12 protein-coding genes and 1 tRNA gene are annotated in these 13,112 nt (G+C 64.3%); 10 read left to right on the top strand and 3 right to left on the bottom strand.

The features are described from left to right. The first annotated feature begins 46 nt into the window (after positions 1-46). From X268_RS29980 to X268_RS29970, 4 genes are all read left to right on the top strand, one after another. Positions 47-1,555 carry a TIGR03790 family protein gene (locus X268_RS29980; RefSeq protein ID WP_128928282.1) on the top strand — a complete coding sequence of 503 codons (1,509 nt, stop codon included), beginning with the start codon at positions 47-49 and terminating at the stop codon, positions 1,553-1,555. A gap of 162 nt (positions 1,556-1,717) precedes the next feature. Continuing rightward, positions 1,718-1,814, top strand: a tRNA-OTHER gene (locus X268_RS39685). A gap of 84 nt (positions 1,815-1,898) precedes the next feature. Next, positions 1,899-2,255, top strand: coding sequence for a 6-carboxytetrahydropterin synthase QueD (queD, locus tag X268_RS29975; protein ID WP_128928281.1), 357 nt, complete (start codon positions 1,899-1,901; stop codon positions 2,253-2,255). A gap of 71 nt (positions 2,256-2,326) precedes the next feature. After that, complete coding sequence (locus X268_RS29970) at positions 2,327-2,800, top strand: GNAT family N-acetyltransferase (RefSeq protein WP_128928280.1); 474 nt, start codon at positions 2,327-2,329, stop codon at positions 2,798-2,800. A gap of 140 nt (positions 2,801-2,940) precedes the next feature. Here X268_RS29970 and X268_RS29965 read toward each other — a convergent pair whose 3' ends face one another. Beyond that, entirely contained in the window at positions 2,941-3,717 is a 777-nt protein-coding gene (locus X268_RS29965) for an IclR family transcriptional regulator (protein WP_128928279.1), read from the bottom strand. 188 nt (positions 3,718-3,905) lie between these two features. Between X268_RS29965 and X268_RS29960 the strand changes: the two genes are divergently transcribed. From X268_RS29960 to X268_RS29950, 3 genes are read left to right on the top strand one after another with little or no spacing between them, the layout of a single operon-like run. Then, complete coding sequence (locus X268_RS29960) at positions 3,906-4,697, top strand: enoyl-CoA hydratase/isomerase family protein (protein WP_128928278.1); 792 nt, start codon at positions 3,906-3,908, stop codon at positions 4,695-4,697. Between the two features lie 3 nt (positions 4,698-4,700). Next, the gene (locus X268_RS29955) at positions 4,701-6,788 is read left to right on the top strand and encodes an acetate--CoA ligase family protein (RefSeq protein ID WP_128928277.1); all 2,088 of its coding nucleotides are present in this window, start codon (positions 4,701-4,703) and stop codon (positions 6,786-6,788) included. Between the two features lie 22 nt (positions 6,789-6,810). Continuing rightward, complete coding sequence (locus tag X268_RS29950) at positions 6,811-7,836, top strand: tripartite tricarboxylate transporter substrate binding protein (RefSeq protein ID WP_128928276.1); 1,026 nt, start codon at positions 6,811-6,813, stop codon at positions 7,834-7,836. Positions 7,837-7,867: 31 nt separating this feature from the next. Here X268_RS29950 and X268_RS29945 read toward each other — a convergent pair whose 3' ends face one another. Beyond that, positions 7,868-8,194 carry a hypothetical protein gene (locus tag X268_RS29945; RefSeq protein WP_128928275.1) on the bottom strand — a complete coding sequence of 109 codons (327 nt, stop codon included), beginning with the start codon at positions 8,192-8,194 and terminating at the stop codon, positions 7,868-7,870. Between the two features lie 269 nt (positions 8,195-8,463). Here X268_RS29945 and X268_RS40595 point away from each other — a divergent pair, with 269 nt between their 5' ends. Then, entirely contained in the window at positions 8,464-8,586 is a 123-nt protein-coding gene (locus X268_RS40595; protein WP_283818279.1) for a hypothetical protein, read from the top strand. A gap of 31 nt (positions 8,587-8,617) precedes the next feature. Here the strand turns inward: X268_RS40595 and X268_RS29935 are convergent, their stop codons facing one another. Further along, the gene (locus tag X268_RS29935; RefSeq protein ID WP_128928274.1) at positions 8,618-9,859 is read right to left on the bottom strand and encodes an MFS transporter; all 1,242 of its coding nucleotides are present in this window, start codon (positions 9,857-9,859) and stop codon (positions 8,618-8,620) included. A gap of 239 nt (positions 9,860-10,098) precedes the next feature. On the opposite strand from X268_RS29935, the gene X268_RS40590 reads away from it, so the two are divergent. After that, entirely contained in the window at positions 10,099-10,755 is a 657-nt protein-coding gene (locus X268_RS40590; RefSeq protein ID WP_128929432.1) for a LysR family transcriptional regulator, read from the top strand. A gap of 166 nt (positions 10,756-10,921) precedes the next feature. Next, positions 10,922-13,111, top strand: coding sequence for a GumC family protein (locus X268_RS29920; RefSeq protein ID WP_128928272.1), 2,190 nt, complete (start codon positions 10,922-10,924; stop codon positions 13,109-13,111). The last annotated feature ends 1 nt before the right edge of the window (position 13,112 follow it).

Raw genomic sequence — 13,112 nt, 5'->3', positions numbered from 1 at the left:
GGATCTCGAACGGAGATCAGGCATACAAGTCAATCGGCGACGCGTGATGGTCCATTTGCTATTTCCGTTTGCAGCGCGTCTGCCGCGAGTGCGACCTGGCAGCGTAGGAGGCCGCGGCGGGGTTGCCGACCGGGCCGCGGTCGAAATGATTCAGAACGGTCGCGATTTCGGAAAACGATTAGTCGCAACTATTCTTGTCGCGATCGCGCATCTACCATCCTTCGCAGCTGCACAGACCTCGTTGCTAACTGAATCTGTGAATGTGCTTGATGCAAATTCCGCAGTTGTAGCGACGTTATCCGTACCGCGGTCTAGCATTCAAAGCTCAGAAGTTGCGGTCCTGATCAATGATAACGATCCGCAGTCGGTGGAGATTGCGAACTACTATCAACGGGTGAGAAATCTTCCCAGCCGAAACATGATTCATTTGAGGTTCGAGCAAGACAAGATCTACCCCGGACTTCCTGCAAATAACGGTATTGATCCTGCTGAGTTCGCGGCGATCAAGCGGCAGGTGGATGCCGAGGCAGGTCCGGAGGTTCAGGCGTTTGTGATTTCCTGGAGCAGACCGTTTCGTATCGCGCGCTTCAACTACTACCCTACGAATTATTCGATTACGAGCGCCTTCGCCTATGGAATAGATATGCAGTACCTCACGAGCAGGAGTTGTGACAGCACCCCGCTCAATCCGTATTACGATTCACGATCGACAATGCCATATACGGATTTTCGCATTCGCCCAGCCATGATGCTCGCAGGTGAAAGCGCGACGAGTGTAAAAGCGACGATCGACAAGGGACTCAAGGCGGATCGAAGTCTTCCGAGAGGGAACGGCTGGTTCGTGAGAACCGCCGACAATACGAGGAGCATGCCTCGATATTCCGACTTCCAGGCAACTGTTCAAATTTGGAATCGCCCAGAAGCACTCAGGATGACCTACTACGACCGTTCAAGACCGGGTGGGCCGTCGGAAGTCAAAAACACCAGCGATATCCTCTTTTACCAGACGGGATTGGCGAACGTCTCAAGTCTCAATACAAACACCTATGTTCCTGGCGCTCTAGCGGACTCTCTTACCTCGGGCGGAGGCGATTTGTTTGGGTCGAATCAAACGAGCGCACTACGCTGGCTTGAAGCTGGGGTCGCAGCAAGTTACGGCACAGTGACCGAGCCCTGTGCATATGCAGATAAATTTCCTGCCGCTTCAGTGCTCGTGAAGAACTATTTCCTCGGCAACACAGCCCTTGAGGCATACACGAAATCGGTCCGACAGCCGTCCCAAGGCGTTTTCATAGGCGATCCGCTGGCAAGACCCTTCGGTACGCAGGCGACGCTTGTGAACGAAGTTCTCAGTATCAAGACGTCGATCCTTGAACCCGGAGTAGACTACGATCTTTACTCAGCGCCATCCCCGACCGGCCCATTTTCGCTGATTAGCACCGTTTCGGTGCCAGACTATCGCTTCACGACGATCATCCTGACTGGGATGAGAGCGCCGTTCTACAAACTAGACCGCGGAGGTGAGAGTGCTCCGCGATCGGATCGACGCAATTAAGAGAGCTGTCACGCGTGGGGCGAGGGCTTCCTCGAAGCCTTTCGACCTTCCGTTCCGTCGAGTTTCTGAATGATGATCGGAGCAAATTCGTCCGTCGGGGCTCTCAAAAGTCGATCTAGCTCAAAGAACGACGACGCGAGATGGTAATCGCGCCGGAGAACCGTGCTTGTCAGGTTGGTGATGACGAGCTAAGGCAACTCGCAACCATGGCAGACTACGAATCTGACGGTCGGACGTTCGAATCGTTCCGGGCGCGCCATTTTTCGACGGGAGGTCAGGACAAGACAGCATCTGGTCGCCAGACCGGCCTGAGACCGGACGGCGGCGCCGTGTGAGGATCTGGATGAGAATATCGCAGGCGTTCAAGTTCGAGGCGGCGCATCGGCTGCCAAACGTGCCCGAGACCCACCGATGCCGCCGGCTGCACGGTCATTCCTACCGGGTCGAGGTCCAGCTGGACGGGCCGGTCGATCCGCACACCGGCTTCGTCGCGGATTTCTTCGACATCGAAAAAAGCTTCGCCGATATCCTGGGCGCGTTGGATCACCACTGCCTGAACGACGTCGAAGGCCTCGAGAACCCGACCGCAGAGAATATCGCGATCTGGATCTGGGACCGGTTGAAGCCGAGCCTTCAACAGCTGTGGGCCGTCCGCGTCTATGAGACGGCGGACTGCTGGGCCGAATATCAGGGGCGGTGACGAGGAGCCCGAGCGACACCGTCTTCTGTAGACCCGATAAGGGTACAAGGCACTTCCGGAGTCCGGCGCTCATGGTACTCGATGGCGGCTTTTCCTTCAGAGCGGCTCGCCGCGAGGATGCTGCAACGGTCTTCAACATCACCCAGGCATCGATCCGCGGCCTCGCAGGCGCCTCCTATTCGCGGGCGCAACTGGAGAACTGGATGGGTGAGCGCACGCCGGCGTTTTATGAGGAGCTCATCGCCAGGGGACGAATGACCATATGCCTGCGAAACGGCGTTGCGGTCGGATTTGTCGACGCCGAACCCGGCGAAGTGACCAGGCTGTTTGTCTTGCCCGAAACCGCGGGATCCGGAATCGGCCGGCGTCTGCTCGAAATCGGTATCGCCCAGGCGCGGCTGGGCCACAACGGCCCGATAAGACTCGAAGCGACGATCAATGCCGAAGGCTTCTATCGAAAGTGCGGCTTCAGAAGCATAAGAAGAGGCTATTTCTCCCATGGTCTTGGTGGCGAGCCTATCGAGATCGTCCACATGGAATTATAAACTCGATATCTCCAACCCGCGTCGGAGCCGGGGCGATGGTGAACTTCAAATTCGAGAACGCGTCCAAGGCGAATCTGTAAGGGACCGTGTGTGACCTCTTCCGTCAGGCGGGCCAAGCTCCTGCGCCGCGCCGATCAGCGTCACCGGCCCGCTAGCACCTCCTTGCATTTGGCCGCAAACGCATTGAGGTACGCGCCCATCTCGCTCGCCAGGGCGTCGGTCCGGTCGACATTCTGCAGGCTCATGTTGAGGGCGTAGACCGGGAGCCCCTCCAGCACGATCGGCGTTGCGACGGCGAGAACGGCGGGCTGCCACGACACGGCGCAATAGCCGTCGCGTTCGACCGAGCTGATCGATCTCCTGACTTCTGCAAGCAACGCCTTGGTGGCCGCTGCGCTGCGCCGCCTGAACTGCTTCAGCAACAGCTCGCGCTCGGGCTCGGCAATGCCGGCGAGATAGGCGCGGCCCAGCGATGTCAGCTCCATCGGCACCTGCTGGCCGGCGACGACGTTGCGCAGCGCCGCGCGCGGGCTGTAGCGGATCGATTCCAGATAGACCATCATGGTTCGATCCGCGGTCGCTAAGCCGACGTTGAGCCGGCGTCTCGCCGATTCCGCTCGCATCATCGGTCCGATCGCGTTGAGCGCGGGTGATCCCGTCCGCATCGCGTGACCGATGCTGATGACGGACGCGGCAAGGCGGTAGGCCCGCTGGTTACGGACTTCGTCGAGCATCCCGGAATTGACCAGCGTTCGTGTCAGCCGGCTGACGGTCGATCGCGGTAGTCCGCTTCGCTCCGCGATCTCGCCGTTGCCCAGCGTGTCGACGCCGGGCCGGAACGCCCTGAGGATCTCGATGCCCCGCTCCAGCGACCGGTTGCCATCAACCCCGCCCGCATATCTGCGTAGCTGCGCCACATCCAGCCTCCGCCACGATTTCCACTCAGTGGAATTAAGGGGATGTCGCGGCGCATGAAAGCCGCTACAGGCATGGGGACGAAGAATGCCCGGCCGCGCTGGGGCCCGACGAGGAAACGGCACGGCCCGAGATCGACATCCGCCATCCCGTCGCGGTGATCGATCCGATTGCAACCACGGAGCCTGCCATGCCCTATCAGCTCATCGAATTTTCCGTCGAGGCCGACGTCGCGACGATCGCCTTCAACCGGCCCGAACGGCGCAACGCCATGAGCGACGAGATGCGTGCCGAGTTCGCTGGAGCGCTCGAAACCGTGGCCCGCGACAAGGCGATCAAGGCCCTGGTGCTGACCGGGCGCGGCAATGCCTTCTGTGCGGGCGGCGACATCAGCGGCATGAAGCGCCGGCTCGACGCGCCGCAGGGCGAGGTCGCATTCAACGGATGGAGCCGTCAGCAGGGCGTGCACCATGTGCAGTCGCTGCTGCTTGGCCTGCCGAAGCCGACGATTGCCGCCGTCAACGGCGCCGCGGCGGGGCTCGGTGCCGACACCGCGCTGGCCTGCGACTTCGTCATGGGCACCGAACGATCGAAATTCACCTGGTCCTACATCAAGCGCGGGTTGATCCCCGACGGCGGCGGGCTGTATTTCCTGCCCCGCCGGGTCGGACTTGCGAGGGCCAAGGAGCTGATCTTCACCGGCCGCGTCGTCGAGGCGGACGAAGCGCTCGCGCTCGGCATCGTCGATCGCAAGGTGGCCGCGGCCGAGCTCCTGGCCGCGGCGCAGGCCTGGGCGGCCGAACTGGCTGAAGGCTCTCCCACCGCGCTGGCCTTGAGCAAGAAGATCCTGAACGAGACGTTCGAGCATTCCGCGCATGACATCTTCAATCTCGGCAGCCAGGCGCAGGCGATCTGCTACACCAGCGTCGAGCATCGCGACGCCGTGACGGCGTTCCTCGCGCAATCCACCTCGAAGGATTGAGCGATGGATGCGATCGAACGTCTGATCCGGCCGCGCAGCGTCGCCGTCGTCGGTGCATCGGCGGACCCGAGCAAGACCTCGGGGCGACCGGTGTCCTATCTCCGCAAGCACGGCTTTGCGGGGGCGATCTATCCCGTCAATCCGAAGGTCGGTGAGATCGGCGGTCTCACCTGCTACCCCGACATCGCCTTGCTGCCTGACGTGCCTGACGTCGGCATTGTCCTGCTCGGTGCCGAGCGCGCCCATGTCGCGGTGCGTGAATTGTCCGAGCGCGGCGCGGCCGCGGCGATCGTTCTCGCCAGCGGCTTCACCGAAACCGGGGCCGAGGGCGCCGCGCGCCAGACGCAGCTCATGCAAGCTGCCGGCTCCATGCGGATCCTCGGGCCGAACACGATCGGTCTCGTCAATCTCACCGACAACATCGTGCTGTCGGCGTCGGGCGCGCTGGCAATGGATGACTTCACGGCGGGGCCCATCGGATTGGTCTCGCAAAGCGGGGGCATTCTCGGCGCTTTGCTGTCGCGCGCCGCGGCCCGCGGGATCGGGCTCTCCAAGCTGGTGTCGACCAGCAACGAGGCCGATCTCGAACTCGCCGACTTCATCGACTTTCTCGCCGGCGACGACGCAACCAAGGTCATTGCGCTCTATGTCGAGGCGATCCGTAATCCACGTCGCTTTCGCGAGGCGGTGCTGAAGGCCGGGCGCGCCGGCAAGCCCATCGTCGCCTTCAAGATCGGCCGATCGGAGGCGGGCGCCCAGGCGGCGGTCTCGCACACCGGCGCGCTCGCCGGCTCCGACCGCATGTACGATGCCTTGTTCAGGCAGCTCGGCGTGATCCGCGCCAGGACGTTCGAAGACCTGCTCGATATTCCCGCAGCCCTTGGCGCGGGACGGAAGCTTTCCGGCCGGCGTGTTGCGATCCTCACTTCGACCGGCGGTGCCGGCACGATCGTGTCCGACAGTCTCGGCGTCGCCGGCTTTGCGACCCCCGCCCCCGACGCTGAGACGGCCGCGCAATTGCGCAGCCTGCAGTCGGGATCGCATGCCAATCTCGATCGCAATCCGATCGACGTGACCCTGGCCGGTCTGCAGCCGGATCTGCTGCGTGCCGCGATCCGGATCCTGCTCGCAAGTCCCTCCTACGATGCGCTGGCAGTGATTGCCGGCTCGTCGGCCGTGGGGTCGCCGGCCCTGATGGCCGATGCCATCCACGACTGCCTGCCGCTCAGCGATAAGCCGGTCATTGCCTATGTCAGTCCCTACGCGCCCGAGGTGGTTTCCGTCCTCACCCGGCGCGGCGTCCCGGCCTACACGTCGGCCGAGAGCTGCGCCGCGGCGCTCGACGGGCTTTTGCGGGCCGCAATGCCGGAGCAGGTTCAGGCATCCGGTCCCACCGGGACGGCGGTCGACATCAGCGATCTCCCCGCTGGCTCGCTCGACGAAGCACAGGCCAAGACGCTGTTCGCCCGCTTTGGGATTCCCGTCGTGGCGGAGAAGGTGGTCGCAACGGCGGGCGAGGCGGGGCAGGCGGCGCGAGACTTCGGCGGCAAGGTCGTACTCAAGATTCTGTCGCGCGAGATTGCGCACAAGAGCGACGTCGGCGGCGTCGCGGTCAATCTGACGGCCGAGACCGTCGGCGGCCGTTCCGAGGTGATGGCCGACGAGGTCGAGACGAGGACCGGGAAGCGACCCGACCGATTTCTGGTTCAGGAGATGATTTCAGGCGGCGTCGAAATCATTCTCGGGATGCATCGCGATTCCCTGGGAACCGCGATCCTGCTCGGCATGGGCGGCGTTGCGGCCGAACTGTTCAAGGACACGACGATGCGCCTGCTTCCGCCGAATGGCGGCCTCGGCCTGTCCGAGGCGCGCGCGATGGCGCGCGATCTCGTCGCCTGGCCGCTGCTGGACGGTTTTCGGGGCCGGCCGAAATGCGATGTCGAGGCCCTCGCAGCCGCGATCGTCGCATTCTCGCACATGGTTGCGCAGCTCGGCGATCGCCTTGCGGAGGCGGAGATCAATCCGGTCTTCGTGCTGCCGGCGGGCCAGGGCGTGAAGGCGGCAGACGGATTGGTTGTTCTCAATGTCTGAACGGAATCGGATGGAGCTCCAGATGGCCAGTGGCGGAATCATCAATCACGACAGCGCGCGCGGGAAGTCTTTCACCCTGCGGCGCTGGCAAGGCCTTGCCATCCTGGCCTGTGCGATCGTCGCGGGGCTCGGAATAACGCCGGCGCGCGCCGAATATCCCGACAAGATCGTCAAGATCGTGGTGCCCTTCGCAGCCGGCGGCGGCACCGACGTCATCGCACGAACGACGGCGCAGGAGATCCAGGCCGACCTCGGCAAATCCGTCATCATCGAGAACAAGCCGGGCGCCGGGACCATCATCGGCACCCAGACGGTGGCCACCAGCGAGCCCGACGGCTATTCGCTGCTGATGGCGACCTTCGCGCACGCGGTCAACCCGAGTCTGTACAACAAGCTGCCGTTCGATCCGCACAAGGATTTCGCGGCGGTCTCGCTGATCGCGCGATCCTTCAATATCGTCGTCGTCAACCCCGCGTCCAAGATCAACTCGATCTCCGATTTGATCGCCGAGGCCAAGGCCAATCCGGGCAAATTGAATTTCGGCACGTTCGGCACCGGCACATCGGCCCATCTTGCAGGCGAGCTGTTCAATGCGATGGCGAAGGTCAAGATGACGGCGGTGCCCTACAAGGGCGCGGCGCCTGCGATCAGCGATCTCCTGGGCGGGCAGATCGACGTGATGTTCACCACCGTGGCAAGCGCGGCCTCGCTGGTCGCCGCGGGCCAGCTCCGGGCGCTGGCGGTCACATCCGCCGAGCGGTCGACAGCGTTTCCGCAGCTGCCGACCGTCGCCGAGGCCGGCGTGCCCGGCTACGCCGCCGAGTCCTGGTACGGATTGTACGCCCCGGCCAAGACGCCGGTTCCGGTGATCGCGCGCCTCAATCAGGCGGTCGGGAAGGCGGTTCAGTCCGGTGCGTTCAAGAAGCTCGAGGCGAACGAAGGCCTCATCATGGTCGGCAGCGCTCCGGAACAGCTCGACCGCTATGTCGCCCAGGAGGAGGAACGCTGGCGCAAGCTGGTCAAGGACGCGAACATCGAGGTGCAATAGCCATGGGTGGGTGCGGCCACGGAACAGAATCTTACCGCAACCCCTGCGCGTCGATCAGAATGCGGTGGATTTCAATGCGCTCCGGCAACTCGATCAGGAATTCCGCGTCGCGTGCGAGATGATGGACCTTGGTCGGCTCGCCCTTGGTGAAAGCCGTCATGGCCTCGATGTCCGCCCAATGGGAGATGGTCGTGAACCACGTCTCCGCGTCGCGGTCCTCGCGCAATTGCTGCACACCGAGCGCGGTCTTGAGCAGCGGTGGAATGCCTTCGGCCTGCAGATAGGCCTGATAAGCGTCGGCGACGTCGCGGCGGGGACGGCCGCGCCAGATGCGGGCGATGGTCGGCTTGGTCGGCATGATGAACTCCCTTGCGGCGAACGCCGTGCCCCGCCGTCCCGTTCCATGCGTCTTCGTGTCGCTGCCGCCGGCAGACCCCAGTGCCGGCTGCCGACGGCGCCGCCGCAGGAGCTTCACGGCGAAGAAGGGCCGCTGCATCCTCGTCGGCGTGCCCCGCGAGAAGGCCGAAATCTACACGCAGCCGCTTCACTTCGAGAAGGTGCTGAAGGGCTCGGAAGGCGGACAATGCCAGCCGGCGCGCGACATCCCGCGTCTCGTTCGGCTCAGCGATGCCGGCAAGGTCAGTTACCGCGGCATCGTCACCCCACCAGTTCGCGCTCGACGACGTCAACGACGCGCTGGACCTGATGCGCAGCGGTACGTCGGAACGAATCCTGCTCAACATCAGCTGAGCGCTGTGGCAGGGCCGGCGACGATGCAACTTCAACCGGGCGCTGCCCCCGCCACGCAGGCGCCGACGACATGTCGGCGCTGGCGCTGCAGCAGCCAGGTCGCGATCGCCATGTTCACGACATTCCAGGCGATGCCGTTGACCAGCGCCGAAGCGTAAGAGCCCGTCCAATCGTAGATCGCGCCGGCCATCCAGCTGCCCAGCGCCATGCCGACCAGCGTGACCGAGATGGCGAGGCTGATGCGAAAGCCGGCTTCCTGTGCCGGGAACAGCTCGCGAATGATCACGGCATAGCTCGGCACGATGCCGCCCTGCGCCAGGCCGAAGATGGCGGACACGACGTAAAGCGAGACCAGCCCGTTGAACGGCAGATAAAGCGCGAGTGCCGTGGCCTGCATCGCCGAGCCCAGCAGCAGCGTCGGCAGGCCGCCGATGCGGTTCAACAGCCAGCCGAAGACAAAACGGCTCGCCACACCGAAGCCGAGCATGACAGCCAGCATCTCGGCGCCGCGCGCCGTTCCATAGCCGAGGTCGCCGCAATAGGCCACCAGATGGACCTGCGGCATCGCCATGGCGATGCAGCAGCAGATGCCGGCCAAGGCCAGCAGGCCCTGGGTGACCGAAGGGGACAGGCCGATCGACTGCATCGTGTTGCCGCCGCTCGCCGCGTCGCGCGCGGCCGTGTGGGCGACGGGCCGGCGCAGCAGCACCAGCGAGAGCGGCAGCATCGTCGCCAGACAGAACAGGCCGATGCCGATATGGGTCTGCCGCCAGCCGTGCGCGGCGATGGCGTGCTGGACGACGGGTGGCCAGACCACGCCGGCCAGGGAGCTGCCGGCCGTCGCCAGGGAGATGGCGAGGCCGCGGTGCCTGTCGAACCACAGCGAGACGTCGGCCACCAAAGGCGCGAAGCTGGCGGCGCCGCCGAGGCCGATCGTGACACCTGAGATCATCGCGAACACCGAAAGGCTCGGCGCGAAGGCGGTGAGAACGTAACCGAGGCTCATCAGGATGGTGCCGCCGGCGAGCGGCGGCAGGATGCCGAAGCGATCCGCCAGGCGGCCGACGATGATGCCGCCGATCATGAAGCCGACGATGGCGAGCGTGTAGGGCAGGGTCGCCTCGGCGCGGGGCGCATTGAAATCGGCCTGCACCGCCGGCAATGCCACCACCAGCGACCACATGCCGACGCAGCCCAATGTGCTGAGTGCGATGGAGACGGCGAGGCGAATCCAGGAATAGGAACTTTCGATCGACGGCTGTTCGGGCGGCACTGGTTTCCTCGGGCTGCGCTAGAGCGTTTTCGAGCGAAGTGGACACCGGTTCGCGTGAAGAAAACGCGTCAAAACAAGAAACTAGAGCTTCGGTTCTGATTCAATCAGAACCGAAAATGCTCTAGGACCGGCCCTGGGGTATCGCCCGCCGTCAGCGGCGACAAAGCAGGATTTCTCTTTTGTCGCGCGAGCAAAACTCATGCATCCTGCCGGTCTCCCCGCATCGCCCGGAGTCGGCCATGACGTATCTGCTGCCGCCACTCAATGCCCTGCGCGCCTTCGAAGCCGCCGCCCGTCATCTCAGCTTCAAGCAGGCCGCCCACGAGCTGCACGTCACGGCCGGTGCGGTCAGCCAGCAAGTCCGCCTGCTGGAGGAGCGGCTGGGTGTGCAGCTGTTCGAGCGGCGGACGCGGCAGATCATTCTGACCTCGGCCGGCGAAACCTATCTGGCGCAGGTCCGAAAGGCGTTTCGCTGCCTTGCCGAGGCCACCGCCGAGCTCAAGCCTGAGGGCGTCACCAGTCTGCTGCATATCGGGCTTCACGCGAGTTTTGCCGTCGACGGTTTGCGCGCGCGCCTGGCTCGGTTCCGCCGCGCTGAGCCACAGCTCGCCATTCGCATCAGCCAGCCGGCGGGGCTGCACGAGCTGCTCGAAGGCAAGGTCGACGTCGTGATCGCGGACCGGGTGCAGCGTTGCCGGGGCTACAAATGCGAGCCTCTGGAGCGCGGCTTCCTGATCGGCCCGCTCGGCACCGCCGATTGTCCGGAGATCGAAACCCTGCGGTCCTGCCTGCTCGGCGATGGCGAGCTTGAGCGCCCAGGTAAATCCCGGGCGGCGCTGGTTGTCGGCACGGCAAGCCCGGCACGCAGACCGTCCAAGCCGTTCTTTTCCGCCTGAATGGGGTCGTTCGCAGGCATTTTTGCATCACTTCAGATGGGGGGCGGCATGGCCAGGCCGCGCCATGACGGTGTCGCGCGACGACCGTAACCGCCAGTTAACCATGGATATTTACGGTGGCGAAAGCCTCTGAGCTTCGTCTGTCAGTTGATTTCGAAAAGAGCCCATGGCGTTCGGTAGCCGCGTATCTCCGCGAAGCATCGCCCCGACGGAGCCTGCGGCTTCGTGGGAAGCGCCGCGCGCTGCGCGATTGAGGCCTGACGGTGCCGCGCCGGCGCTGATCAAGGGATCGCTGACCGTCTCCGGAACGCTCGCTTTTCTGCGCGAGAATGGGCGGCGCATTCTCACGCTGGCGCTGGCGCTGTTCGCCCTCGGCGTCATCGCCCTGATGATTCTGCCGGTCCGCTATGCCGCGACGGCCCTGGTCGTCCTCGATCCCCGCGAGCTGCGCATCACCACGGAGCAGGACGTCTTGCCGGGCATCGGCCAGGACGCCGCGGCGCTGCAGAGCCAGATCGAGATCGCCAAATCGGACGGCTTTCTCCGCCCCCTGATCGAGCAGCTCAAGATCGCGGAAGACGATGATATCGCCGGTGGTCATACCGACATGACGCGCCTGCTCGATAAGTTTCGCAACCGCCTCGAGATCACGCGCCGCGGGCTCACCTACGTCATTGCGATTTCCTTCACCTCGAACCGCCCCGACCGGGCCGCCTACTATGCCAACGCCATCGCCGAGGCGTTCGTCGCCAGCCAGGGCCGCGTCCGCACCGCGGCCACAGACGAAGCCGCCGACTGGCTCAAGGACAGGCTGAAGGCATTGAACGAGCGCCTGCGCGCGTCGGAAGACGCCGTCGCCGCGTTCAGGCTCGAGCACAAGATCCTCAATGCCGGCAAGGATTCCACCACGCAGCAATTGCGCGTGACCGATCTCAACCAGCAGGTCTCCGCCGCGCGCCTTCGCACCGAGGAAGCCAAGGCACGCTACGAGCAGGTGCAGCGCGATCTCAAGGCCAATGTCGAAGGGCCGGTGAAGCAGGATCTGCTCAGCATGCTGCGGACGCAGCGCTCGGCTCTGAACGACCAGATCGCGCAGAAGAAGGCGGTGTATGGCGACCGCCATCCCGACCTTGCCATCTCCTACAGCCAGCTGGCCGATATCAACCGTCAGATCGAGGTCGAGCGGAAGAAGAACATCGATACCGCGAAGTCTGAATATGAAGCCCAGCTGGAGCAGCAGAACGCGCTGGAAAAGCAGCTCAAGGCGGTCGAGACGCAGATGCTGGTCGACGGCCAGGCGCTGGTGAAGCTGCAGGAGCTGCAGCGCGACGCCGATGCCAACAGGAACATCTATGAGCAGTTCCTGTCGCGGTTCAAGACCACCAACGAGCAGCGTCAGCTGCAGGCGTCGCAGACCAAGATCGCTTCGGCGGCCATCCCACCGCTGCGCTCGACGCGTCCGCCGCTTGCTCTGCTGCTGGCGGCGCTGGCGATCGGCTCCCTGCTGACATCGACGGCCGCCGTTGCTGTCATGACGACCATGTCAGCCCAGCCCGCGCCCACTGAGGCGCCCATGCACGCAGCTGCGGCGGACACGCAAGGCCGGCAGGTTCAATCTCAAGTCCAGCCGCAGATTCCGCCACAAGTTCAGCCGCGAGTTCAGCCCCCCGCCGCTGCCGTTGACCGGCCGGAGGCGGTGCCGCGGCTTCCGGTCTGGGCCCGCATCCCCGAACTAGCGTCGGGGACCGCAGCCACCACCGTCTGGCAAAAGCCGATTGCGAGCTCGGCCGAGCTCGATCTCGGGGTCTATCTGGGGCCCCTGCTCGAACGGATCGATCGCGTGTCGGTGCGCGGTTGCAAGGTTGCCCTCGTGCTGTCGGTCGGCAAGAGCGCCGGCGGCAACACCGTTGCGCGCTCGCTGAATCGTGCCGCCGTGAAGCGCGGCATGATGAGCGTATTGATCCGCCTGCAGGGGGAATTCGCAGGGCACCAGCCGTCGGTGACCGAATGGAATGACGGCTCGACCACGGCGGGACTTCAGTCGATCGACGAGCTACTGAGCGCAGGTCGCAAAGCCGATGCGAGACCTGAGGACGACATCCGGTCCGAGTTCGATCTGATCGTCGTTCATGCCGGCAATCTGGCTTTGCAGCCCGACGCCATCGCGCTGGCGGCGCATGCGGATTTGATCGTCCTGGTGGCCCGCGCCGGCGAGCTCGGTTCGGCGGCGATGCGCCGGGTGACTGCGGCGCTGTCGCGGCACGAGACTGTACCAACGGGACTCGTGGTCAATCACGCGCCCGCGGGCTCGCAGGCGCCGCAACCCGAGGGCGGCGCATTGGGCCTTGCGGTCTGAC

The sequence above is a fragment of the Bradyrhizobium guangxiense genome (assembly GCF_004114915.1).
Lineage (GTDB): Bacteria > Pseudomonadota > Alphaproteobacteria > Rhizobiales > Xanthobacteraceae > Bradyrhizobium > Bradyrhizobium guangxiense.
This window is presented reverse-complemented; position numbering and strand designations above follow the sequence as displayed.